The sequence below is a fragment of the Sphingobium sp. TKS genome, assembly GCF_001563265.1.
Classification (GTDB): Bacteria; Pseudomonadota; Alphaproteobacteria; order Sphingomonadales; family Sphingomonadaceae; genus Sphingobium.
In genome coordinates, this window is record NZ_CP005083.1 from 1,028,151 (window position 1) to 1,050,091 (window position 21,941).

A 21,941-nucleotide genomic window follows, 5' to 3' on the forward strand; every position below is an offset into this window, starting at 1 on the left:
TGAATCGGGAGGAGATGCGCTCTCCTATCTGAAATGATATAGCATATCAATACCGCTTCGGCGTATGAATAAGCATTGGCCGCGAAATCGCCTCATCCAGCCGCAAATAACAGTTAAAGAAAGAGAAATTCTGCCAGCGCGGCGGCGGCGGCAGGGCTTTGCGGACGGACGGCCTGCCGCACTTCTATGGCTGGCAGAGGGCGTTCGAGCGCAATCCGCCTGATCCCCGTCATCCGCCCCAGATCACGCGCCAGCGGGCCGAAGGCGGCGAAGCAACCGGCCCCTTCGCGCAGGATGGTCATGATGTCGAAGAGATTGTCGGTTTCCAGAACGGGATTGCCCAGCCGCACGCCGCCGCGCATTAGCGCCTCGTCGATGATCAGCCGCAAGCCGTTGCGCGGTTCCATGGCGAGCGTCGGCATGTCGGCCAGCTCCGCCATCGCCACGCTTTCGCTGCGGGCGAGTGGGTGGTCGACGCCGGCATAGAGGTTGATCTGCTCCGACCAGCCATAGCGGGAGGGCGGGTCTTCCGTTTCGCCCAAAGCGTAGAAATAGGCGATGTCGGCCTTGCCCCGATGCAGCGCCCATGCGGCTTCGTCGGCCAGATGGACCGTCAGGTCGAGCGTGATCGCGATATCGTCATTTGCCGCCTCGAAAGCTGCCAGAGCCTCCTGAAAATGGCCGAAGACCGGCGCGGGCGCGGCCAGGACGATGGTCTCCCGCGAGGGCGATGGGGGCGGGAGGGAAGCGCCGGACGGCGGTGGCGCGATGTCGTCGGCCTGATCGACTTGCCAATTGTCCGGCTGATCCTGCGACAGCAGGGTCATGGCCTGCGCCGTTTTCCGACCCGCCGCGGTGAGGCGGGCTTCTCCGGCCAGATCGTCGAACAGGCGGTAGCCCAGGCGCAGTTCCAGCGATGCCAAATCCCGCGCCACGTCATCAGGAGTGACGCCCAGATCGCGAGCGCATCGCGAAAGGCTGCCCGATGCCACCATCTGCGCGAATATGTCCAACTGGCGCAGGGAAGGCGTGGTCATGCCACCTGTTAGTGCAAATATCGCGTGGGGTTAAGGCGGATATTGGCCCCTTTTGTCACTTTGCCATATTGACGAACCCTGTCCGATGATGGCAGGGCGCTCAACCTGACGGGCGGGTATAGCTCAATGGTAGAGCACTAGCCTTCCAAGCTTGTGATGCGGGTTCGATCCCCGCTACCCGCTCCACCGTTAAAATACATTTCCTCATAGAGGCCCGTCCTTCTTATGGGCGACATCATCAATCTTCGGCAGGCCCGCAAGGCCAAGGCGCGTGCGGACAAGGACCGTCTGGCGCAGAGCAACCGCGCCAAATTCGGGCGCACAAAGGCCGAACGTCAGGCGCAGTCTTTGGAAGAAGAACGGAAGAACCGTCAGATCGAGGGCGCGCGTCTGGACAATAAGGACGATGATCCCAAGTAACCGTTCCTTATTTCCTATGGAAATGGAAAATATGCCGATCGCTGAATGTGTTTGATAAGGATGAACGGCTGCTAAGATTGGTCGCGTTCGGATCAACTCGTCGGCAGTTTCGCCCGATTGGTCTGGAATGGTGGCGGAGCATTGCGCTGAATCGTCAAGCTTGCGGGTTCAACCTGGGCTATGACTGGATACACTCGCTCAGTTCGCCCGGCCAGGGCCGCGATTGCCGCTGTTCTGGCCTTCAGTTCCCCCGCGCTGTTGGCGCAGACCGTCATACCGCCCCCCGACCCGGCGGTGGCGGTTCCCCAGGCCGAACCCGCGCCGCAGGCTGCCGCGCCTGCTCCGGTTTTCGCGCCGACACAGCCGATGGTCCAACCTACACCCCCGGTCGAGCAGCGTTTGGATGCCGCCATCGCGGCTTCCAAGGCTGAGAATGCTGAACCCGCACCGCCTGTCGCGGTGAAGCGTGCCGTGCCCAAGCCTGCGGTCAAGACGGTGGCGCGGACAGTTGAACCGGCTGCGCCTCGCGCCGAACCGCCGGTACAGCGTGCCGCATCCTCTCCGACACCGCCGCCGCCCGCCAAAACCGCGGCCCCGGCTGAACCAGCAGTGCCTGCGCCCCAGGCGCCCGTTCCACCGTCGGAAGCCGGGATCGATCCAGCGCTGTTATGGGCCTTGGGCGGCGGTTCTCTGCTGCTCGTCGGGCTGGCGGGCGCGGCGCTGTTGCGCGGGCGCAAGCGGCGCGTTGTGGAAGAGGAATGGGTGGAAGAGGTGAGGCAGCCTGCGCCGATGGAAGCCGTACCTGCGCCTGCTCCGGCCATGCCGCTGATGACTCCGCCCCCGGTGAGCGTCACCGCGCATAGTGAAGAGGATCGCACCCTTGAGGCGATGGTGGCAGCGCCGCCCAGCCCGGAGAACCCGTTCCGCACCCATGCGAAGCGGATGACTCGCGCGAGATTCCTGCTTGCCCAGCAACAGAAGCAAGCGGCAATCCAGTCGGCTCCGGTCACGGCCCCGGCCGATTCGCCCCGGCCGATGACGACGCCCGCGCAGACGGTCTATCGCTTCGGTTCCGACCGGAGGCGCGAAGGCGTCTTCAAGCCACGGACAAGCTGAGTCCGATCGACTTCTGTCGAAAAGGGGATGCCGGTTTCGATCGGCGTCCCCTTCGTCATGCTATAGTTCCGTCGATTCGGTTGCACTGGAACGTCCGGCCTGATACCGGCCCGCCGGTAATTGCATGGCCGCTCAGGCCCGCCTCAAGGAAAGTTGCCCATGTCCGACAAGATCAACCGCATCGTTCTTGCCTTCTCAGGTGGGCTGGATACCAGCGTGATCCTGAAATGGCTGCAACAGACCTACCAGTGCGAGGTGGTGACCTTCACCGCTGACCTCGGCCAGGGCGAGGAACTGGAGCCGGCGCGCGCCAAGGCGCAGCTCATGGGCGTCAAGGAAGAGCATATCTTCATCGACGACCTGCGCGAAGAGTTCGTGAAGGACTATGTCTTCCCGATGATGCGCTCCAACGCGCTTTATGAAGGGCTCTATCTGCTCGGCACGTCGATCGCCCGCCCGCTGATCGCCAAGCGCCAGATCGAGATCGCGAAAATGGTCGGTGCCGATGCGGTGTCGCATGGCGCGACCGGCAAGGGCAATGACCAGGTTCGCTTCGAACTGGGCTATTATGGCCTCGCGCCCGACATCAAGGTGATCGCTCCGTGGCGCGAATGGGATCTGACCAGCCGCACCAAGCTGATCGAATTCGCAGAAAAGCACCAGATTCCGATTCCCCGCGACAAGCGCGGCGAAAGCCCCTTTTCGACCGACGCGAACATGCTGCACACCAGCTCCGAGGGTAAGGTGCTCGAAGATCCGTGGGAGGAAACCCCGGACTATGTCTATTCGCGCACGGTCAATCCGGAGGATGCCCCCGACGCGCCCGAATATATCACCGTCGATTTCGAGCGTGGCGACGGCGTGGCGATCAACGGCGTCGGCATGTCGCCCGCGACCCTGCTGGAGACGCTGAACGACTATGGCCGCAAGCATGGCATCGGCCGTCTCGATCTGGTCGAGAACCGCTTCGTCGGCATGAAGTCGCGCGGCATGTACGAAACGCCGGGCGGCACCATCTATCATTTGGCCCATCGGGGGATCGAGCAACTGACGCTGGATCGCGGCGCCGCGCATCTCAAGGACGAGTTGGCGCCGCGCTATGCCGAACTCATCTATAACGGCTTCTGGTTCTCGCCGGAGCGCGAGATGTTGCAGGCCGCGATCGACCATAGCCAGGAAAAGGTGACCGGCACCGTTCGCCTGAAGCTCTACAAAGGCGGCGTCTATGTCGTCGGCCGCAAATCGCCCAACTCGCTCTATAGCGAAAAGGTCGTGACTTTCGAGGACGATGCCGGCGCCTATGACCAGCGCGACGCGGCGGGCTTCATCAAGCTCAACGCGCTTCGCTTGCGTTTGTTGGGACGCCGCGACCGCTGAAGAAAGTCCGTCACCCGATACAAATTGCGACATTTTATCGGGTGACGTGACAAATTTGCGGGACAAAACTCCCCGATAAGCGTTTTCATGGACGGCGAGGCGCCGTTCGTGACAGGCGTTTTGAAGGAAGACCCCAATGATCCGCAAATTCATGACCACGGTGGCTGTTGGTTCGCTGTTCGTTGGCGGGCTCGCCGCCACGCACCTAGCCTTCGCGCAGGATGACGGCCCCCACGCTGGTGGAGCGCGTGGCGGCGGCATGTTGATGATGGCCGATGCCAATAAGGACGGCGCCGTCACCAAGGCGGAACTGACCGCCGCGCTGGAAGCCCGCTTCGCCAGACTCGACGCGAACAAGGACGGGACGCTCGATCAGGCGGATCGCGACATCCTCCGTCAGCAACGGCTCGATGAACGTTTCGCCGCGCTGGATACCGACAAGAACGGCCAGATCAGCAAGGCGGAATTTGCCGCCGGGCATCAGGGCCACGATGGCATGCATGACCATATGGGCAAGCCCGATGGGCCGGACGGCCGGGGCCATCGCGGATGGGGACACGGCATGGGGGGCGGTCCGGGCGGCGAGATGAAGAAGGACGGCGCCATCACCAAGGCCGAGTTCATGGCCCGCCCGCTCGCCATGTTCGACAAGGCCGACGCCAATCATGACGGCAAGGTGACCGCCGACGAAATGAAGGCGGCGCGGCAGGCCTTCCGCGACGGCTGGCGCGACCGCAAGGGTCCGCCGTCACCGCCACCCGCGAACTAAGGGCAGGGGCGAAGGCGTTGATCGCACGCCTTCGCCCTTCCACCCCACACCAGCCATGACAAGAACTGGACCATGAGCGAACGACCCCATCTGCTGCTCGTCGACGACGAGCGTTCGATCCGCGAGCCGCTGGCGCAATATCTCGTCCGCAACGGCTTTCGCGTCACGGCTGTCGAAAATGCGGGGGAAGCGCGGATGCGCCTCAACGCCAATGCGATCGATCTGGTGATCCTGGACATCATGATGCCGGGCGAGGACGGGCTGTCGCTCTGCCGCCATATCCGTGAAACCAGTGAGATCCCGGTCATCCTGCTCACCGCGAAATCGGAAGAGACCGACCGCATCGTGGGCCTGGAAATGGGGGCGGACGATTATGTGCTGAAGCCCTTTTCCCCGCGCGAACTGGTCGCTCGCATCAAGGTGATCTTCCGCCGCGTCGCGACCGGCGGCCAGCGCGTCACGGCGCCTGATGGCGCCACCTATGCCTTTGCGGGCTGGCTGCTCAAGACGCAGGAACGCACGTTGGTCGACGGCGAGGGGGTGGCGCTGCCGCTCTCCACGGCGGAATATAATCTGATGCTGGCCTTCACGACGCGGCCCAATCAGGTGTTGAGCCGCGACCAGTTGCTGGACATCACCCAGGGGCGAGAGGCCAATGCCTTCGACCGGGCGATCGACAACCAGATCAGCCGTCTGCGCAAGAAGATCGAGCCGGACCCCAGAAATCCCACCTTGATCAAGACGGTCTGGGGCGGCGGCTATACTTTGTCCGCGGATGTGCGCAGGCTGTGAAGCGGCTGCGTCTTTGGCCGCAAAGCCTTGTCGGCCAGATCATCATCCTGGTCGCGCTGGCGCTGTTCGTGGCGCAGGCGATCAATTTTGCCCTGCTGCTGCGCGAACGCCAGCGGATCGAGTTGACGTCCCAGACCGCGCCGGGCGTCTATCGGATCGTCGACGCGCTCGACAACCGGCCGGACCGGCGCGGCGATGACACCGACCGGCGGGGCCGCGTGCGTTTCCTTGCCGCCGCGCCGGTGTTGCAGGGACAACCCCGCCCCGATGTCGAACGTCGTGCCAAGGCGATGTTCGACGATATCGGCCTTGCGGTCCGTTCCATTCATGCGGTCGAACAGAGCCAGGCGCTGCCGCCGCGGCGCTGGGACAATTTCCGTCGGCGGGCGGCCGGGGGAAGGCCCGGCAATATGCGCATGGCGCGCCTCGCCATGGCGGTGGAATATGAGCCCGGCAAATGGGCGCTGACGCAGGCGCGCATCGGGGACCGGCCGCCGCGCTTTGGCGGATGGCTGGTGGGGCAGACGCTGATCCTGTACGGGATCGTGCTGCTGCCGCTGCTGTGGGTGGGGCGCAGATTGGCGCGGCCATTGAAACAGTTGACTGGGTCGGCGGAGCAATTCGCCCGCACCGGATCGGCGGACCCGGTCGAGGAACGCGGTCCCGGCGATGTCCGACAACTCACCATGGCCTTCAATGCCATGCGCAGCCGCATCTTCGCGATGCTGAACGAGAAGGACCGGATGCTGGGCGCGATCGGCCATGATCTGCGCACGCCGCTGGCATCGCTGCGGGTGCGGGCCGAATCGGTCGAGGACGAGGGCGAGCGCGCCCGCATGTCCGAGACGATCGAGGAAATGAACCGGATGCTGGAGGATATCCTCTCGCTGGCCCGCGCGGGCCGCAGCAGCGAGGCCCGGCAGAAGGTCGACCTGTCGGCGCTGGCCGATGCGGTGGTCGAGGATTTTCTGGAATTGGGTTCGCCGGTCGATCTGGCCGATAGCGACCGCGCAGTCGCCAATGTGCGCCCGCAGCAGATTCGCCGGGCGCTGCGCAATCTCATTGAAAACGCCATCGTCTATGGCGAGCGGGCGCATGTCTCGGTGGAGCGGGGCGAGGATGTGATCCGCATGATCGTGGCGGATGACGGCCCCGGCATATCCGAGGATCGGATGGAGGAGATGATGGAGCCGTTCACCCGGCTCGAAGGCTCGCGCAATCGGGAAACCGGGGGGGCTGGGCTGGGTCTGGCGCTGGTGCGGGCGATCATGGCGGAGCATGGCGGAGCGTTGAAACTGGCCAACCGGGCGCAGGGAGGGTTGGAGGCGAGTTTGGTTTTGCCGGCTTGAAATGGCCATTTTCCGCCGAAGTTCACAGTGTATGCGCGCGCGTGCCTGGGCGCGCGTAGGCGTGAGGGCGTGATGTGTCGGACGTTTCAAAGAAGGGATGTGGGATAGGCCGGTCGGCGCGGAATAGGACAGGCTTAATTGTGCGTTGATGGAGTAATAGGATGTTTTTGTGAGGAGCCTGTGGCCATTGGGTTACGGGTGAGTTGAGGCTTGGCTTGGGCCATAAGGGGAGGGGCTGAAATCGACCACTAGCGGACGTTAGACGATCGAGCTTGTGCCGCACATAGCGGACGCTATTCCTTTAACTCGCAAAATAAATATTTTTTGAGCATGGGTGCGGCTTTATTCGTCCATCGATAAGCGCTCGCAGCGGATTGCTGCGATACTTCCTCTAAATAGCCCAACGCCGATATTTGCCGCAGAAGTGCGTTGACCTCATTGTCCCTCTCGTCGTTGCCAGTTTGCAACCGAAATTCGCCATGTTGAGATAGGCTCAAATAATTAAACCGATAAGCCAGTTGCATTACCAGAAAACCTAAAACTTCTTCGAAATCCAAACCCCTTGTGAAGTCGGCGTCGGCCACTTCATCAAGTTTATCGAATAGAAATTCGAGCCGGTGAGCGTGATTATGCCCCTCGCTCATCAATCCTCTGCCTCGAAGGTAATCAAACACCGCTTCATCATGAGACATGGGTGAGATATAGTTCAATGCCCCGTCGTGCCAAAAAACGGGATTGGACTTGGCATTGTCGAGATCGACGCCCCAAACGAGGGTGACGCGCAGCAAACTCCGATATATGGCTTTCTGAAATTGTTGCTGTTGATCCGATATCACAGGTTCAATAATCCCTCTGACGCATGACTGCTATGGACGTTTTTGTATCGAATTGCAGTCAGTCGCAAAGCCACCCAAATCAGCCAATTCGCCTCAATGCTTGCCAGGCTTGTTCGAGGTGCCCTTCGCGGTTGGGTTGAGCAACTGCGCCCCGGCAGGCAGACTCGTTCCGCCCATGTCCAGCTTCTGCGCTTCACTGCGGGCGATGGTCATCGGATTGTCGCGTTCCTTGATCGCCGCCTTGGTTTCCGCGTCAACCTGCTCATCCGAATCGCTGTCCCCCGCACCCCGGCTCCACCCCAGGATGATCGACATGCGCCGGTTGCGCGGATCGTAGACATCGCCCTTCGCGAAAGGCTCGCGGTCGGCCACGCCCTCGATCCGGGCGAAGCGGTCATTGCCGATGCCGCTTGCAGCCAGCGCCTTGCGGGTCGCTTCGGCGCGGGCGGATGACAGCATCCAATTGTTCATCGTCTGGCCCGAGCTATAGGGCAGCCCGTCCGTATGCCCGCGCACGATCAGCGGATTGGGCATGGTCTGGATTGTCTTCGCCACCTCGTCCACCAGTTCGCGGGCCTGCGGCAGCAGCCGGTCGGTCCCCATGGCGAACATCGCGAAATCGGCCTCGTCGATCAGGTCGATGCGCAGCCCTTCGCGCGTTTCGGTGAAGCGGACATTCTTGCGCAGCTTGTTGATGCCCTGGCGGCGGGCCATGCGCGCCTCCAGTTCCTTCTTGATCGATTCGAACTTGGCGCGGTCGGCCGCCTTGGTGGCCTTGCCGCCCTGATCCTTCGTGCCCGACGCGTCGCGCGGCATGGTGATGGCCAGATTGCCCTGACCGCCGGTGGTCGGGTAATTTTCCTTGCCCATCATGCTGTCGCCGCCGAACATGCCGTTGGAGCCGGCCGAATTTTCCTTCATTTGCACCAGCGTCGGCGTGAAATAGTCCGCCAGCCCCTTGCGCTGCTTTTCCGTGGTCGCGCCCAGCAGCCACATCAGCAGGAAGAAGGCCATCATCGCCGTCACGAAGTCGGCATAGGCCACTTTCCACGCGCCGCCATGATGGCCGCCATGGCCCTCGACGATGATCTTCTTGACGATGATCGGCCGGGGTTCGGGCTCGTTCGCCCCGCGCTTCTTCTCCGCCATGGCTTATTTGCCCCGCATGCCGTCGAACACTTCGGCAAAGGCCGGCTGGTTCGCATGGGTCAGGCTGGAGCGCGCCGCCTCGATCACCAGCGGCTGCGGATGACCGTGCAGCGAGGCGACGATGATCTGCTTGACGACATGGTACATCGACCCGTCCGCCTCGATCACGGCGCGGCAGCGATTGGCGAAGGGATTGACCATGCCATAGGCGAGCAACACGCCCAGGAAAGTGCCGACCAGCGCCGAACCGATCATGCCGCCCAATATGGCCGGGGGCTGGTCGATCGAACCCATGGTCTTCACCACGCCCAGCACTGCCGCGACGATGCCCAGCGCGGGAAGCGCGTCGGCCAGTCCCTGAAGATTGTCGGCGGGCTTCAGCGACTCATGATGATGGGTCTTGAGCGCATTATCCATGACCTCCTCGACCGCATGGGGATCGAGCGTGCCGGAGGAGACGACCACCAGCCGCAGCGTGTCGCTGATCAGGTGGATCAGCGTCTTGTCGCCCATCAGGCGGGGATATTCGGAGAAGATGACCGAGCTGCTCGGGTCCTCGATATGCGGCTCCAGCGCCACCGGCCCTTCAACCCGCAGCGTCTTCATCAGCTTGGAGACGAGGAAGATGCAGTCGAGAAAATCCTGCTTTTTGTATTTCGGCCCTTTGAACACCTTGCCCAGTCCGCCGCCCAGCGCCTTCAGGTCCGCCCCCGAATTGCCGATGATGAGCGCCCCGACGGCCGCGCCGCCGATGATGATCATTTCATGGGGAAGCGCATGCAGAACCGGGCCGATGTCGCCGCCTGTAAAGATGAAGCCGCCGAACACCATGGCGAGCAGCACGACCAGGCCGATGATTGCGAACATGATTATCCCCGAAATTCTGCCCGAAGGCGCCGTCTTGATCGAAGCATCGCATGAAAGACGCTCTCGATTGGTTAATACGGCTTGGTTATCTGATGGTTTAGGGCGCCAGTCGAAAAATCCGTGGCGGTATTGCCGACAGGAAATAAAAACATTTCAGTATGTTATAGGGGGATGGCGTCATATAAGCGCGGCGTGCTCCCGCGAGAGCAGGAGCACGGAGCCAAGTCAGCCCGACAGCTTATTGCTTATTTGATCAGATCGAACAGCGTCTGCTGGTTGATCCGCGCAAAGGCGGATTGCGCTGCATTCAACTGGAGCAGTTTGGCCGATACCGAGGAAATGACCTCGGTCAGATCGGTCGATTCCAGATCGGCGCGCCGTTCCTTGAGATCGATGTCGATATCGGTGAGGCGCGTGCCGATCACGTCCAGCCGGTCGCTGCGCACGCCCTGCTTGGTCTGTTCCAAGATGACGTGATTCTGCCCCGCCTTTATGGCGTCCAGCGCGGCGATGACATCGGTGTCGGTGCCGCTTTGCAAGGCTGTGATGCTCTGGCCCAATATGTCGTCCAGCGTCATCGGCGTGCCGTTCACGTCGATCCCTTCGGACACTTCCTGCCGGGTGCCGACCACCGCGAGATTAAGGCCGCGGCTCACCGGAACGAGCACGCTCTGCCCGTCGTCGAAGGTTGGGACGCCGTTATAATCCTTTTGGTTGAGCAGCGAATCGACCGTCGTGCGGATCGTCTTCATTTCCTCGATGATCGCGGTCTTGCTGGCGTCGTTCAGCGATCCGTTGCGCGCTGCCGTCACCAGTTCCTGCGCGCGGGTCAGCAGCGTGTTCATCTCACCGAGATTGGATTCGGCATTGGCGGCGCGTGTCGTGCCGGTGCTGACATTGGACTGCCAGGCGGCCTGTTGCGCCTGCGCCCGGCCGATGTCCGACACCTGCACCCAGGCGAGCGCATTGTCCGATGGCTTGGTGAGCGTCTTGCCGGTCGAAATAGCGGTCTGGCCGTCGACAATGCCCTGGGAGAGCTGCTGCTGACGGCGGATTTCGGCCAGAAGGGTCTTGTTGGTGATGCCTACCATGGTTCGGTTCCTTGCCCTTCAGATGATCTGCAGGATCGCGTCGACGGTTTCCTTCGCGACCTGAAGGATCTTCGCGCTGCCCGAATAAGCCTGCTGGATGCGCAACAAATCGGCCGCCTCCATGTCGAGGTCGACGCCGCTCACCGCTTCGCGCGCGGACACGGCCTGATCGCTGCGGCTCTGCGCCGTGGTCTGCTCGGCCTTGGTGGAGGAGAGGAGGTTGGCATGGGTCGCGATCAGCGCGGTCCAGCCCTGTTCGACGCTGCCATTGCCGCGCAGAGACGCCGAAACGGTCAGCAGATTGCCGTTCGGCGTGCCGTCCGACGATTTGGCGGCAAGCTGGGCCGGGTCGCTGATCAGCGCGGTGACGCTGGCGGCGGTGGTTCCGGACAGCAGCGCCGCGCCGGCGGCGCCTGCATCGGTGCGTCCCTGGGCATGCCACGCGTTCATGTCGGTGACGAACTGCTGCGCCAGCGTGTCGAGGCTGGCGTGCCGATCGGCCACGGTAACGGCGACGGAAAAAAGTCCGCCCAGCGCGCCGCTGGTCGGCACGGCGAGCGCGGTGCCGCCGCTCGTCGCCAGCGCCAGCGTGCCGTTGCTATTGACGGTAAGGGCCAGAGGTGTGGCGCTGCTGCCCTGCACCAGCGTCTGGCCGTTCAGCGTGACCTGCGCCTGATCATGCGCGCCGAAGCTGACGTCGATATTGAGATTGGACGACAATGTGCCCAGCGCCGCGTCGCGCCCGTCGAGCAGTTGCGCATAGGCCGAAGTGCCCGGCGCCGCGCGCAGCAGGCTGTTGTTGATGTCGGCCAGCGCCGAGAGCGCCTGGTTGATCGTCGTCACGGACGCCTGCGCTTCGGTCGCGATGCCGCTCGACACCTGGGTCAGATCCGCCGCCGTCTGCTGGAACGCTTGCGCGACGCGGCTGATGCTGTCCAGCGTCGTCACGCGCAGGGAGTTGTCGTTCGGGCGGGCGGCCAGCTTGTCCATATTCTGGAACATGCCGGTCATGAGCTGGCCGACGCCGGTTTCCGTGTCGTTGAGCGCCGTTTCCGAATCGGTCAGCCAGCGCATCCGCGCCACCGCGCTGCCGAGCTGCATATTGGTATAGCGTACCGTCGCATCCAGATAGGGATCGGTGGCGCGGTTGACGCTCTTGACATCAGTGCCGCCGAAATTGCCGCGGGAAATATAGACGGCCATGGTCGCGGTGGAGGAACCGGACTCGATCGTCGTAACCGACCGGCGCGAATAGCCTTCCGTGCTGGCGTTGGCGATATTCTCCGCCACCGCCGCCATTGCGGTGCGATAGGCCTTTGTGCCGGACGCGCCGATGATGAAGAGGTCGCTCATTCAACCTTGCCTTCAGCCTGGCCCGCAGCGGCGGGGCTGGATGCGCCCAGCTTCGCGCCGAACTGGTGCATCAGCATTTCAGCGATGCCGAGCGTGCCCCGGCTCGCCATGCTGTCTGCGGTGCGGGCGTCGGCCATGTCGCGGAACTGATCGGTGGCGCTGGAATCGCTGATGCCTTCGGCCAGGCTGGCAGAGCGCATCGCGCCCATCATCTGGCGCAGGAAGATCGCCTCGAACTGCTGCGCGGCTTTTTCCAGCGACGCCTTGCTCTGGGTTCCGCCGGCCTGAGCCGCCGCCGTCGAAGTCGAGTGTATCTGCATCACAACACCACCAGTTCAGCCTTCAACGCGCCCGCCTGTTTCAAGGCTTCGAGGATCGCGACCATGTCCGCGGGGGAGGCGCCGATGGCGTTCACCGCTTTGACTATATCGGCCAAAGAGGCTCCACCTTTAAAATTAATCATCGGTCTCTTTTCCTGATCGATCGAAATCGAACTGGATTGCTCCACTGCCGTCTGTCCCTGAGAGAAGGGCGCGGGCTGGACGACGCGGGGCGATTCATTGACGCTGACCGTGATTTTCCCGTGCGCGATGGCGGCGGGATGGATCTTCACCGCGCCGTTGATGACGACCGTGCCGGTGCGGGCGTTGACGATCACCTTGGCGGGCGCATCGGCGGGCGAGACCTCGATATTCTCGATCAGGCCCATCATCATGACGCGGTCGGTGGCACCCGGCGCGGCGTCGATGGAGACCGAAACGGCGTCCGTGGCCTTGGCGCGGTGATCTCCGAAGGTGCGGTTGATGCCGTCCGCCACCCGGAGGGCGGTGGTGAGGTCGGCTTCCGAAAGGTTGAAGGTGAGGGTAGGCGCGGTGTCGAAGCCGGTGGCTACGGCGCGTTCGACGGTCGCTCCGCCCGGAATGCGCCCGGCGGAGGGAATGTTGACCGACACCTGGCTGCCGTCCGCTCCGGACACGCCGAGGCCGCCGACGGCGAGGTTGCCCTGCGCCATGCCGTAAATTTCGTTATCCGCGCCGCGCAGCGGGGTCATGATCAGCGTGCCGCCGCGCAGCGACTTGGCCTTGCCGAGCGCCGAGACGGTGACGTCCAGCCGCTGGCCGGGCTTGGCGAAGGCGGGCAGGTCCGCCGTCACTAGGACCGCCGCCGCGTTCTTGAGCGCCGGATTGATCCCCTGCGGCAGCGTCAGGCCGAAACGCGAGACCACGCCCTTCATGCCCTGCGTCGCATAGTCCAGGCTGTCGTCGCCGGTGCCCGCGAGGCCGACGACGATGCCGTACCCGGTGAGCTGGTTGGGACGCACGCCCTGGAAGGTGCCGAGATCCTTGATCCGCTCGGCATGGGCGGGAGCCGCCAGCAGCGCCATCAGGGGCAGGAGGAAGCGAAACAGGCGGGTCATGGCTTGCATGTCCATCAGAAGGGGCTGATCATGGAGAAGAAGCGCTGCAACCAGCCCTGACGGCTGGCGCGGGCGATCTCACCCTTGCCGGTGTAGATGATCTTGGCGTCGGCCACGCGGGTCGAGGCGATGCGGTTGTCCGGGCCGATATCGGCCTGACGGACGAGGCCGCTGATCTGGATATATTCGTCGCCGCGATTGAGCGTCAGCGCCTTCTCGCCCTTCACCAGCATCGTGCCGTTGGGATAGGTCGCCGCGATCGTCACGGTGATCTCGCCATTCAGCGCATTGGACTGGGTGGCGGCGCCCTTGCCGGTGAAGGCATTGCTGCCGCTGGAGCCGATGTCGCTGGCGGAAAAGAGCTTCGACAACGGGCCGGTGCTGGGCGGCGTCAGCGCAATGCTGCCGTCGCGTTTGGTGTCGGCGCTGTTGCTCTTGGTCGCCTGCGTCCTTTCGACCAGGACGATGGTGATGATGTCGCCGACGCTGGTCGCCCGCGCCCCGCTGGTGAGTGGGGTGTAGCCCATCGACGCCTGGAAGATCGAACCGTTGGCCGCAGGCGCGGCAGGAGCGGCAACGACCGTGGGGGCATAAAATTGCCGCTCGGCATCGCGCTTCTTGCCGGCCATGGCCGGGGAGGCGGCAAGAGTGACCATCGACAGGGCGAGCAGGGAGGCCAAAGCGAGGCGCATCGTCATCCTCACAATTGCTGGTTGACGTACTGGAGCATCTCGTCGGTCGCCTTGATCATCTTGGAATTGACCTCATAGGCGCGCTGGGTTTCGATCATGTCGACCAGCTCCTCCACGACATTGACGTTCGAGGTTTCGAGATAGCCCGAGCGGACAACGCCCCGGCCATCCAGCCCCGCGACGCCGACCTGCGGCGTGCCGCTGGCGGCGCTTTCCTTGAGCAGATTGCCGCCGACAGCGGTCAGGCCCGCCGGATTCATGAAGCTCGCCAGTTCGATCTGGCCGAGCTGGGTCGGTTCGGTCTGCCCCTGAAGCGTGGCGGAGACGGTGCCGTCATTGCCGATGGTGACGCTCGCGCCTTGCGGCACGGTGATCTGCGGGATCAGCGGCAGGCCGTCGCTGGTGACGACCGTGCCTTCGGCCGTGGTCGTGAAATTGCCCGCGCGGGTGTAGGCGATGGAGCCGTCGGGCTGCTGCACCTGGAAATAGCCCGAACCCTCGATCGCCATGTCCAGCGTATTGCCGGTCTGGTTCAGCGTGCCCTGCTCGTTGATCTTGCTGGTGCCCTGCAACGAGACGCCCGAGCCGAGGTTGAGGCCGGTGGCGAACTTGTTCTGGCTGTCGCTGTTGGCGCCCGCCGCCACGATCTGCTGATAGGCCAGCGTTTCGAAATCGGCGCGGTCGCGCTTGAAGCCGGTGGTGTTGACGTTCGCCAGGTTGTTGGCGATCACACGCATCTTCGTGTTTTGCGCGTCAAGGCCGGTGCGGGCGACATGAAGGGCTGCGTTGGTCATCGTCTATCTCCGTGAGGCAGGCTCATGCGGACTTCAAAGCAAAGATCGTGCCAAAATTAACCATTAACTGTCGAGGCGCATCAGCGATGCGCCGCCGTCGTCGAGCTGCTTGGCGGTGTCGATCATCTTGACCTGGGTTTCCCAGGCGCGGCTGGCCTCGATCATCTGCACCAGCGCGGACGTCGCGTTCACGTTCGATCCTTCCAGCGAACCGCCGGTCACGCTGGCGAGCGGATCGTCGGGCAGCGCGCCGCCATTCACTTCGCGGAACAGCCCGTCCGTGCCCTTGGCGATGCCGGAGCCGACCGGGCTGACCAGTTTCAGCTTGTCGACCTGCTGCGGATTGGCGGGGTCGCCGCCCTGCGGCACGCCCCAGATGCTGCCGTCCTTGGCGATGGAGACGCTGTCCATCTGCGGCAGGGTGATGGGGCCGCCTTCGCCCAGCACGGGCAGGCCGTCGCCGGTCGTGAGCAGGCCGCTGTCGGTGACCTTCAGGTCGCCGCGGCGCGTATAGGCTTCGCCGCCGTCCGGACCCTGAACGGCAAGCATTGCATCGCCGTTCAGGGCCACGTCCAGCGGATTGCCCGTTTCCGTGACCGCGCCTTGCGCCATGTCGGCGGCGATCACCTGTTCGGACGCTTGCGCCCGCGTGTTGAGGCTGTCGCCCTTGATCCAGCGCGTCTCGGCATTGGCGATTTCGGCGCGAAAGCCGGTCGTGTTGACGTTCGCCAGATTGTTGGAGATCGCCGCCTGCCGCGCCATCGCGCCGCGCATCGCGGTGAGTGCCGTGTTGACGAGCCGGTCCATGGGTGAGTCCTGTTCTTGCGGGTGCCGGAAACAATCCTGTCATCCCCGCCTACGCGGGAATGACGAAGGAGTTTAGGTGCGCATGTTCACGATGGTGGTCGACAGCGTGTTGGCCGCTTCGATCGCCTTCGAGTTCGCCTGGAAGTTGCGCTGGGCCGAGATCAGGCTGACCAGCTCTTCCGTGATATCGACGTTGGAGCGTTCCAGCGCGCCCGAGCGGACGGAACCATAAAGCCCGCTATTGCCCATGCCGAGCATTGGCGTGCCGCTGGCGTTGGTGGCGGTCCAGTGCGCGTCGCCCTGCTGGCGCAGGCCTTCCTGACTGTTGAACGCGGCCATGGCGGTTGCGCCCAGATAGACGGTGGTGCCGTCCGCATAGACGCCGGTGATCTTGCCTTCTTCCGACACGCCGACGCTGGAAAGCTGGTTGCCGGTGCCGCCGTCGGGCCAGTTGGTCGGAACCTTGAGGTCGGTGAGCGACGCGGTGGTCACCGTGCCCGTCACCGTCGAAACGCCGGTGACCGGATCGAGCGGGATCACCTGGAGCCGGGCGCCGGTGGTGTCGACGGCATAGCGGCTCTCATCGACCGAGAAGGCGCCGTTGCGGGTATAGCTGACCTGATTGTCGGCGGTGCGCTTGACCGTGAAGAAGCCTTCGCCGGTGATGGCGAGGTCCAGCGTCTTGTCGGTGGTTTCGATTGTGCCCTGGGTGAATTGCTGGTTCACGCCCTGCACGCGGACGCCCTGGCCCGACACCTGCGTCGTGGTCTGCATCGGCGCGGACGAGAAGATGTCACCGAACACGGCCTTGCTCTTCTTGAACGCGGTCGAATTCACGTTGGCGACATTGTTGGAGATGGTCGAGAGGTCGGACTGGGCCGCCTTGAGACCGGAAAGCGAGATGTAGAAGGACATGGCGTTGCTCCTTGGGTGAAAAGGATCTTGGGGTTGAAAAGGATTCGAGTGAAGTTAGGCGAGGGAAATGGCGTCGGACGGGCTGTAGGTGCCCAATGGGGTAATGAGCTTGGACGAACTGCCGTCGGCGGGTGACTGGACGGCGGCGATGGTAGTCCAGCTCGCGACGCGGCTGGGCGTGGCGCCGTTGACCTTGATCTTCAGCGCATCGGTGGCGACGGTGTTGCCTGCGTCATCCTTGCCGTCCCAAAAGAAATTGACGTTGCCCGCAGGCTGATTGCCAAGGTCGATGGTCTTGAGGACGTTGCCGTTGCCGTCGACCAGATCGACGCTCGCGCCGCTGGTGGCGTCGGCAAAGCTCAGCTGGCCCATATATTGGCCGGCGGCGTCGGGCGCGGCGATATTGCTCTGGACCAGCATCGACTTGCCGATCCAGCTCGCCGCATCGCCCAGCCGGGTGCCGCTCAGTTCGGACGCCAGGCCTTTCAACGTCTGATTCATTTCCGCGATGCCGCTGCTATTGGTGATGGTCGCCATCTGCGAGACCATCTGGGCGTTATCCATTGGTTCGAACGGATCCTGCGTCTGCATCTGCGCGGTCAGCAGGCGCAGGAAATCCGCCTGGCCCATTTCCGACTTGCCGGTGCCGACATTGGCATAGGGGTTATAGACCGAAAGCCCCGCGCTGTCGGTTGCGGTGGTGGTCGTCATTTGCCGATCCTTATGGTTTCGAGCATCAGGGATTTGGCGGTGTTGAGCACCTGCACATTGTTCTGGTACATGCGGGCGGTCTCGATCATGTCGACCAGCTCCGCGCTGCTATCCACGGCCGCTTCCCAGACATCGCCATTCTTATCGGCCAGCGGATGGTTGGGATCGTGGCGCTTGGTGGGCTGCGCATTGGTTGTGACGACATTCTGGACCTTGACGGTCGAGACGCCGGGGCTGTCGGTGACCGACTGGAACACCGGCTTGATCGCGCGATAGGCCTCCGCTGCGCTGCCGGTGACATTGCCGGCATTGGCCATGTTGGATGCGGTCGCGTTCAGGCGCACGAGCTGCGCGCTCATGGCGCGGCCGGCGATGTCGAAGACGTTCAAGGGGCCAGAACCCGAAGATCCGTAACCGCTCATGCTCATTCTCCCTTCAAGGCGCGCGTGATGGTGTTGATGCGGCCCTCAAGGAAGGAGAGGGTCGTGCGATATTTGACGGCGTTTTCCGCAAACAGCGTCTGTTCGGTGCTGAGTTCGACGGTGTTGCCGTCAAGGCTGGATTGCAGCGGCACGCGATAGCCCATCGAGTCATCGACAGCTTGCGACACGTCGGCGGCCGACTTGCTCTGCTGCGTGGTGGCTTCCTTCAGCGCGGACTCGAAATCGATGTCGCGCGCCTTGTAACCGGGCGTCGAGGCGTTCGCGATGTTGGACGCGAGCAGGGAGAGCCGCTGCGAGCGAAGCGCCAGCGCCTTTCCATGTATCCCGAACAATCCGTCTTCCAGCGACATTTTCGTCTTTCCGTTTTTTCGACCCTGAAGGCCTAAAACTTGCCGATCCTCCGCCGTTCTAAGGCCTGATGGCGTGAACTGCGGCTGATCCAGCCTGATATTCGCAAAAGCCGTGCCAATTTGCGTGGGTGACGCATCGGCAAGGCAGAAATGGCGGAAATCCGGGGGTTCGCATGGGCATGGCGGCAAGGGCGGCAGAAATTTGCCGGTCGGTGGCAGGGCTTTGCCGCCTGACCGGAGGATGAGTTGGGGACGGTGATATGATCGGTATCTTGGCGCATTTGTTCGATCCCCTGACCTTGCTGGCGATGATGGCCGGCATCGGGATCGTTGCGCTGTTCCAGAATGGCGGGCGGGCGCTGGGCCGCGCCTTTGCGGCGTTGGCGCCTTTGCTGAGCGCCGATCCGGCCAAGGATCGCGACGCCGCGCGGGCGGCGCTGCTCAAGATCGATCAGGTGGCGCAACTGCGTGGCCTGGCCTGCACGGACCGGGTGAAGACTGCCAATCCTTTCCTGACCCAGGCTGCGCGCAAGCTCGCCAATTGCGAGAAGACCGATCAGTTCGAACTGTGGGCGGCGCAGACCCTGGCCGACCGTGCGCAGCGGCATGCAAGCGCCCGCAACGTCTGGCTTTCGATTGCCGATGCCGCGCCCGCTTTGGGCATGGCGGGGACGATCATCGGGTTGGTCGGCATGTTCGCGGGGATGGACGATCCCGCCAGGCTGGGGCCGTCCATGGCGCTGGCCCTGCTCACCACTTTCTATGGCGTCGTGATCGCCAATATCATGGCCGCGCCCATCGCTGCGCGGCTGGCTGACCTGTCGGAACGTGAACTGGCCTGGCAGAAGGAAGTGGCGGACCGCATGGCGGCGATTGCGCGCCGGGAAAATGTGCCGCTGCGCCGCGCCTCGATCCGTGAGGTCGCATGAGCATCCTGACATCCTCCGGCGCCCGGCGCAGCCGCTGGGCGCTCAGCTTTGCCGATCTGCTGCTGCTGCTGCTCGGCTTTTTCGTAATGTTGCAGGCCAGCGGGCAGCGCCGGGACGCGATGCTGGCGCAGGTGCGTCAGCAATTTGGTGGACGAGCGCTTGCCAAGGCGACGGAAATGCGGGCGGCCGAACTGTTCCTGCCGGGCGAGGCGCTGCTCACGCCAGCGGGAGAGGCGCGTCTGGCGGCCTTGGCGGGACGTTTCGCTTCGGGCCGGACTCGGCTGGAGATCAGCAGCCAGGGGACCGATCCAGGGCGGCAGCGCTTCGATTCGTGGGATTTGGCGGCGGCGCGGCTGGGGGCCGTGGCGCGGGGCTTGAAAGGCCATGGCGTCGGCCGGGACCGGCTGGTCATTCGCGGGTTGGACCAGCTCGACGGTGCTTCGGGCAAGGGGCAGGTCATCCGGGTCATGCCGGGCAGGTAATGCAGCTTGGCACGATATTTGCTTTTCTCAATGGTTGATGCTGTCCGCTTCATCGGAGAGAAACCGTGACGAATTTCCCCAAGATCCTCCTTCTGGCGCTGTCCATATCGGCGTCCGATCCTGCGCTGGCGCAGCAGAAGTTCGAGAATCTGGATCGTATCGACAGCTTGGTTGCGATGACCGTGGGCGCCAATATAGGCGAGCCGGGCGGCCCCATCGCGCCGGTGGACCGGCGGTTGCGGCTGGCCGCCTGCCCCACGACGCCCGGCGTCGAAGGCCCGGTCTTCGGTGCGGCGATCGTCAAATGCGACGCCTTGGGCTGGCGCATCCGCGTGCCTTTGGGCGCGGGTGCGGCGGCGGCGTCTTCCGGGCCGGTTGCGCGCTACGCGCCTGCCGCGCGGGCCATCCCCAAGGAGGCCGTCGTGAAGAAGGGCGATCCTGTCCAACTGATGGCGGGCAATGCGAGTTTCAGCGTCTCGCGCATGATGGTCGCGGACGAGGACGGCGCGGTGGGTCAGACGATCCGCGTGCGCGAGGACAAGAAAGCCGCGCCGATTCTGGCGCAGGTCGTGGAAATGGGAATAGTTCGTGTTCCGGGATTTAATAATTTTTGAACCCGGCCGTATATAGGCTGTGCGGGACGAATGAAGGATTGAAACGATGATCAAGTCTGTCGGCCAGAATATCAGCGCCGCCCTGGAGGCGACCCGCCTGAAGGAAGGCGGCAAGACGACGCGTGCTTCGGCGGCCGGTTCGGCTGTCAGCGCATCTTCGACGGCCAGTTCCGCCAGTCCTGCTGCCCGCATGGCGGCGGAAGGCGCGCCGGTCGACATGGATCGGGTGGCCGCCATCAAGGCTGCGATCGCGTCGGGCAATTATCCGGTCGATCCGGCGGCGATCGCTGATCGCATGATCGCCCTCGACCTGCCGGTCGCGGACTGAACCGTCCCATGCCGCTCGGTCTTGCAGCGCTGGATGCGTTGAACGCGGCTTTCGAAGAGCTGCGGTCGGTGCTGGACGGCACGGACGTTGCGGCGATCGAAGCGGCGACCCGCCGGATTGCCGCAGCCGCCTCCACCGTCCGCGCCATTGGCGTGTGGCGTTCCGATGAGGTGGTGCGGGAACGGCTGAAGGCTTTGCAGCCCCTGATCGAATCGGCGCGGGTTCGCACCAACCTGCTCGCCGATCATGCGAATCAGCGGTTGACCATTCTCGCCGCTCAGGGCGCGGAAACCGCGCCGCTGGTATACGGCCGCTAAAAAAACCGCCATTTTCTGCTTGTTTCCGCAAGGCGCCCACGGGCGCCTTTTTTGCGTCGAACCGAACGCGAAAAGCAAATTATGACCGCGCGTTAACCAAATCTTGGCACGTCACTTGCTCTATTGACCCTCGATACCAATGGGGATTTGAGCAACCAGTGTCGGCTTTCGCAGACATCACCGCAACAGGCGCTTCGGCGGGCAATCGCGTGACCAACGCGATCGCCATGGCCAGCCGCAGGACAGGCGTGGACTTCGCCTATCTGCTGGGGCAGGCGAAGATCGAAAGCAGCCTGAACCCCACCGCCCGCGCCACGACTTCGTCCGCGACAGGGCTGTACCAGTTCGTCGATCAAAGCTGGCTGGCGGTCATCGACCAGCATGGCAGCGAATATGGCCTGGGCTGGGCCGCCGACGCGATCAGCCGGGGCAGCAATGGCCATTATTATGTGTCCGACCCCGATTTGCGTCAGCAGATCCTCGACCTGCGCAAGCATCCGGAAACCGCCTCCGTCATGGCGGCCGAACATGCGGCCGACAACAAGGCCACTCTGGAACAGCGGCTGGGCCGCGAGGCTGAGCCGGTCGATCTCTACATGGCCCATTTCCTGGGCGTTGGCGGGGCGAGCAAATTCCTGGCGATGAACGACCGCGCGCCCGACGCGACGGCAGCGTCGATGTTCCCGGCGGCGGCGCGGGCCAACCGCTCGATCTTCTACGACCGCCAGGGCAATGCCCGCAGCTTTGCCGAAATCCGTGATCGCTTTGCCTCGAAGCTCCAGAAGGGTTTCGATTCGATCGGCACCGGCGATATTCAATATGCCGACAACGCGCTGCCCTCCGGCGCGAAGACGGTCCAGCCCGCCGATTATGTGCGGATCGAAACCCAGCGCCTTGCGACCGCCGCCGACGTCACCGTCCGGCCGGAACCGCAGACCGCGCGCCTCGCCTATCTCATGCTCGCCACCCTCGGAAGGTAACGGCCA

27 protein-coding genes and 1 tRNA gene are annotated in these 21,941 nt (G+C 63.6%); 13 read left to right on the forward strand and 15 right to left on the reverse strand.

Annotated elements, in window-relative coordinates; all coding sequences use genetic code 11:
* Window positions 1-113: 113 nt before the first annotated feature.
* Window positions 114-1,037: a LysR family transcriptional regulator gene (locus K426_RS05130; RefSeq protein ID WP_066554598.1), complete on the reverse strand. Its 924-nt coding sequence runs from the start codon at window positions 1,035-1,037 to the stop codon at window positions 114-116.
* 112 nt (window positions 1,038-1,149) lie between these two features.
* On the opposite strand from K426_RS05130, the gene K426_RS05135 reads away from it, so the two are divergent.
* From K426_RS05135 to K426_RS05165, 7 genes are all read left to right on the forward strand, one after another.
* A tRNA-Gly gene (locus K426_RS05135) sits at window positions 1,150-1,223 on the forward strand.
* Between the two features lie 39 nt (window positions 1,224-1,262).
* A complete protein-coding gene (locus K426_RS05140) occupies window positions 1,263-1,457 on the forward strand; it encodes a DUF4169 family protein (RefSeq protein WP_066554600.1) in 195 nt (64 codons plus the stop codon).
* A gap of 180 nt (window positions 1,458-1,637) precedes the next feature.
* Window positions 1,638-2,573, forward strand: a complete 936-nt coding sequence (locus tag K426_RS05145; protein WP_145907202.1) for a hypothetical protein — start codon at window positions 1,638-1,640, stop codon at window positions 2,571-2,573.
* A gap of 159 nt (window positions 2,574-2,732) precedes the next feature.
* Window positions 2,733-3,950 carry an argininosuccinate synthase gene (locus K426_RS05150; RefSeq protein WP_066554604.1) on the forward strand — a complete coding sequence of 406 codons (1,218 nt, stop codon included), beginning with the start codon at window positions 2,733-2,735 and terminating at the stop codon, window positions 3,948-3,950.
* Window positions 3,951-4,086: 136 nt separating this feature from the next.
* Complete coding sequence (locus K426_RS05155) at window positions 4,087-4,719, forward strand: EF-hand domain-containing protein (RefSeq protein WP_066554607.1); 633 nt, start codon at window positions 4,087-4,089, stop codon at window positions 4,717-4,719.
* A 72-nt stretch (window positions 4,720-4,791) separates the two neighbouring features.
* Window positions 4,792-5,511: a response regulator gene (locus tag K426_RS05160; RefSeq protein ID WP_066554609.1), complete on the forward strand. Its 720-nt coding sequence runs from the start codon at window positions 4,792-4,794 to the stop codon at window positions 5,509-5,511.
* Window positions 5,508-6,860, forward strand: a complete 1,353-nt coding sequence (locus tag K426_RS05165; protein ID WP_066554611.1) for a sensor histidine kinase — start codon at window positions 5,508-5,510, stop codon at window positions 6,858-6,860. Before K426_RS05160 ends, K426_RS05165 begins: the two co-directional genes overlap by 4 nt.
* Before the next feature lie 293 nt (window positions 6,861-7,153).
* Here K426_RS05165 and K426_RS05170 read toward each other — a convergent pair whose 3' ends face one another.
* The 14 genes from K426_RS05170 to flgB all read right to left on the reverse strand — a co-directional run bounded on the left by K426_RS05170 (window position 7,154) and on the right by flgB (window position 18,285).
* Window positions 7,154-7,696 (reverse strand): hypothetical protein, encoded by a 543-nt coding sequence (locus tag K426_RS05170; protein WP_087575505.1) that lies wholly within the window; start codon window positions 7,694-7,696, stop codon window positions 7,154-7,156.
* Window positions 7,697-7,789: 93 nt separating this feature from the next.
* A complete protein-coding gene (locus tag K426_RS05175; protein WP_066554617.1) occupies window positions 7,790-8,845 on the reverse strand; it encodes a flagellar motor protein MotB in 1,056 nt (351 codons plus the stop codon).
* A 3-nt stretch (window positions 8,846-8,848) separates the two neighbouring features.
* Window positions 8,849-9,712, reverse strand: a complete 864-nt coding sequence (gene motA / locus K426_RS05180) for a flagellar motor stator protein MotA (RefSeq protein WP_066554621.1) — start codon at window positions 9,710-9,712, stop codon at window positions 8,849-8,851.
* A 245-nt stretch (window positions 9,713-9,957) separates the two neighbouring features.
* A complete protein-coding gene (locus K426_RS05185) occupies window positions 9,958-10,803 on the reverse strand; it encodes a flagellin (RefSeq protein WP_066554627.1) in 846 nt (281 codons plus the stop codon).
* A gap of 18 nt (window positions 10,804-10,821) precedes the next feature.
* A complete protein-coding gene (gene flgK / locus K426_RS05190) occupies window positions 10,822-12,156 on the reverse strand; it encodes a flagellar hook-associated protein FlgK (RefSeq protein ID WP_066554629.1) in 1,335 nt (444 codons plus the stop codon).
* Window positions 12,153-12,476 (reverse strand): rod-binding protein, encoded by a 324-nt coding sequence (locus tag K426_RS05195; RefSeq protein ID WP_066554631.1) that lies wholly within the window; start codon window positions 12,474-12,476, stop codon window positions 12,153-12,155. Before K426_RS05195 ends, flgK begins: the two co-directional genes overlap by 4 nt.
* A complete protein-coding gene (locus tag K426_RS05200) occupies window positions 12,476-13,573 on the reverse strand; it encodes a flagellar basal body P-ring protein FlgI (protein ID WP_176392355.1) in 1,098 nt (365 codons plus the stop codon). Before K426_RS05200 ends, K426_RS05195 begins: the two co-directional genes overlap by 1 nt.
* Window positions 13,574-13,587: 14 nt before the next feature.
* A complete protein-coding gene (locus tag K426_RS05205) occupies window positions 13,588-14,271 on the reverse strand; it encodes a flagellar basal body L-ring protein FlgH (protein WP_443018215.1) in 684 nt (227 codons plus the stop codon).
* 2 nt (window positions 14,272-14,273) lie between these two features.
* Window positions 14,274-15,059: a flagellar basal-body rod protein FlgG gene (gene flgG, locus K426_RS05210; RefSeq protein ID WP_066554635.1), complete on the reverse strand. Its 786-nt coding sequence runs from the start codon at window positions 15,057-15,059 to the stop codon at window positions 14,274-14,276.
* Between the two features lie 63 nt (window positions 15,060-15,122).
* The gene (locus tag K426_RS05215) at window positions 15,123-15,866 is read right to left on the reverse strand and encodes a flagellar basal body rod protein FlgF (protein WP_066554641.1); all 744 of its coding nucleotides are present in this window, start codon (window positions 15,864-15,866) and stop codon (window positions 15,123-15,125) included.
* Between the two features lie 72 nt (window positions 15,867-15,938).
* On the reverse strand, window positions 15,939-16,781 hold the full coding sequence (locus tag K426_RS05220; protein WP_066554644.1) for a flagellar hook-basal body complex protein: 843 nt from the start codon (window positions 16,779-16,781) through the stop codon (window positions 15,939-15,941).
* Window positions 16,782-16,835: 54 nt separating this feature from the next.
* Window positions 16,836-17,492, reverse strand: a complete 657-nt coding sequence (locus K426_RS05225; protein ID WP_066554647.1) for a flagellar hook assembly protein FlgD — start codon at window positions 17,490-17,492, stop codon at window positions 16,836-16,838.
* Window positions 17,489-17,914 carry a flagellar basal body rod protein FlgC gene (flgC, locus tag K426_RS05230; protein ID WP_443018216.1) on the reverse strand — a complete coding sequence of 142 codons (426 nt, stop codon included), beginning with the start codon at window positions 17,912-17,914 and terminating at the stop codon, window positions 17,489-17,491. Before flgC ends, K426_RS05225 begins: the two co-directional genes overlap by 4 nt.
* A 2-nt stretch (window positions 17,915-17,916) precedes the next feature.
* The gene (flgB, locus tag K426_RS05235; RefSeq protein ID WP_066554657.1) at window positions 17,917-18,285 is read right to left on the reverse strand and encodes a flagellar basal body rod protein FlgB; all 369 of its coding nucleotides are present in this window, start codon (window positions 18,283-18,285) and stop codon (window positions 17,917-17,919) included.
* A gap of 260 nt (window positions 18,286-18,545) precedes the next feature.
* On the opposite strand from flgB, the gene K426_RS05240 reads away from it, so the two are divergent.
* From K426_RS05240 to K426_RS05265, 6 genes are all read left to right on the forward strand, one after another.
* Window positions 18,546-19,214, forward strand: coding sequence for a MotA/TolQ/ExbB proton channel family protein (locus tag K426_RS05240; RefSeq protein ID WP_066554659.1), 669 nt, complete (start codon window positions 18,546-18,548; stop codon window positions 19,212-19,214).
* Window positions 19,211-19,696, forward strand: a complete 486-nt coding sequence (locus tag K426_RS05245) for a flagellar motor protein MotB (protein ID WP_066554661.1) — start codon at window positions 19,211-19,213, stop codon at window positions 19,694-19,696. Before K426_RS05240 ends, K426_RS05245 begins: the two co-directional genes overlap by 4 nt.
* Before the next feature lie 65 nt (window positions 19,697-19,761).
* Window positions 19,762-20,310 (forward strand): flagella basal body P-ring formation protein FlgA, encoded by a 549-nt coding sequence (locus K426_RS05250; protein ID WP_066554670.1) that lies wholly within the window; start codon window positions 19,762-19,764, stop codon window positions 20,308-20,310.
* A gap of 46 nt (window positions 20,311-20,356) precedes the next feature.
* Window positions 20,357-20,638, forward strand: coding sequence for a flagellar biosynthesis anti-sigma factor FlgM (gene flgM / locus K426_RS05255; protein WP_066554672.1), 282 nt, complete (start codon window positions 20,357-20,359; stop codon window positions 20,636-20,638).
* Window positions 20,639-20,646: 8 nt separating this feature from the next.
* Window positions 20,647-20,955, forward strand: coding sequence for a hypothetical protein (locus K426_RS05260; protein WP_066554674.1), 309 nt, complete (start codon window positions 20,647-20,649; stop codon window positions 20,953-20,955).
* Between the two features lie 158 nt (window positions 20,956-21,113).
* The gene (locus K426_RS05265; protein ID WP_066554676.1) at window positions 21,114-21,935 is read left to right on the forward strand and encodes a flagellar biosynthesis protein FlgJ; all 822 of its coding nucleotides are present in this window, start codon (window positions 21,114-21,116) and stop codon (window positions 21,933-21,935) included.
* Window positions 21,936-21,941 lie beyond the last annotated feature (6 nt).

Bases quoted from the DNA above. Each gene is read 5' to 3' on its own strand.
- K426_RS05130 (WP_066554598.1), bottom strand. From the start codon at position 1,037: ATGACCACGCCTTCCCTGCGCCAGTTGGACATATTCGCGCAGATGGTG.
- K426_RS05140 (WP_066554600.1), top strand. From the start codon at position 1,263: ATGGGCGACATCATCAATCTTCGGCAGGCCCGCAAGGCCAAGGCGCGT.
- K426_RS05145 (WP_145907202.1), top strand. From the start codon at position 1,638: ATGACTGGATACACTCGCTCAGTTCGCCCGGCCAGGGCCGCGATTGCC.
- K426_RS05150 (WP_066554604.1), top strand. From the start codon at position 2,733: ATGTCCGACAAGATCAACCGCATCGTTCTTGCCTTCTCAGGTGGGCTG.
- K426_RS05155 (WP_066554607.1), top strand. From the start codon at position 4,087: ATGATCCGCAAATTCATGACCACGGTGGCTGTTGGTTCGCTGTTCGTT.
- K426_RS05160 (WP_066554609.1), top strand. From the start codon at position 4,792: ATGAGCGAACGACCCCATCTGCTGCTCGTCGACGACGAGCGTTCGATC.
- K426_RS05175 (WP_066554617.1), bottom strand. From the start codon at position 8,845: ATGGCGGAGAAGAAGCGCGGGGCGAACGAGCCCGAACCCCGGCCGATC.
- motA (WP_066554621.1), bottom strand. From the start codon at position 9,712: ATGTTCGCAATCATCGGCCTGGTCGTGCTGCTCGCCATGGTGTTCGGC.
- K426_RS05185 (WP_066554627.1), bottom strand. From the start codon at position 10,803: ATGGTAGGCATCACCAACAAGACCCTTCTGGCCGAAATCCGCCGTCAG.
- flgK (WP_066554629.1), bottom strand. From the start codon at position 12,156: ATGAGCGACCTCTTCATCATCGGCGCGTCCGGCACAAAGGCCTATCGC.
- K426_RS05195 (WP_066554631.1), bottom strand. From the start codon at position 12,476: ATGCAGATACACTCGACTTCGACGGCGGCGGCTCAGGCCGGCGGAACC.
- K426_RS05200 (WP_176392355.1), bottom strand. From the start codon at position 13,573: ATGACCCGCCTGTTTCGCTTCCTCCTGCCCCTGATGGCGCTGCTGGCG.
- K426_RS05205 (WP_443018215.1), bottom strand. From the start codon at position 14,271: ATGACGATGCGCCTCGCTTTGGCCTCCCTGCTCGCCCTGTCGATGGTC.
- flgG (WP_066554635.1), bottom strand. From the start codon at position 15,059: ATGACCAACGCAGCCCTTCATGTCGCCCGCACCGGCCTTGACGCGCAA.
- K426_RS05215 (WP_066554641.1), bottom strand. From the start codon at position 15,866: ATGGACCGGCTCGTCAACACGGCACTCACCGCGATGCGCGGCGCGATG.
- K426_RS05220 (WP_066554644.1), bottom strand. From the start codon at position 16,781: ATGTCCTTCTACATCTCGCTTTCCGGTCTCAAGGCGGCCCAGTCCGAC.
- K426_RS05225 (WP_066554647.1), bottom strand. From the start codon at position 17,492: ATGACGACCACCACCGCAACCGACAGCGCGGGGCTTTCGGTCTATAAC.
- flgC (WP_443018216.1), bottom strand. From the start codon at position 17,914: ATGAGCGGTTACGGATCTTCGGGTTCTGGCCCCTTGAACGTCTTCGAC.
- flgB (WP_066554657.1), bottom strand. From the start codon at position 18,285: ATGTCGCTGGAAGACGGATTGTTCGGGATACATGGAAAGGCGCTGGCG.
- K426_RS05240 (WP_066554659.1), top strand. From the start codon at position 18,546: ATGATCGGTATCTTGGCGCATTTGTTCGATCCCCTGACCTTGCTGGCG.
- K426_RS05245 (WP_066554661.1), top strand. From the start codon at position 19,211: ATGAGCATCCTGACATCCTCCGGCGCCCGGCGCAGCCGCTGGGCGCTC.
- flgM (WP_066554672.1), top strand. From the start codon at position 20,357: ATGATCAAGTCTGTCGGCCAGAATATCAGCGCCGCCCTGGAGGCGACC.
- K426_RS05260 (WP_066554674.1), top strand. From the start codon at position 20,647: ATGCCGCTCGGTCTTGCAGCGCTGGATGCGTTGAACGCGGCTTTCGAA.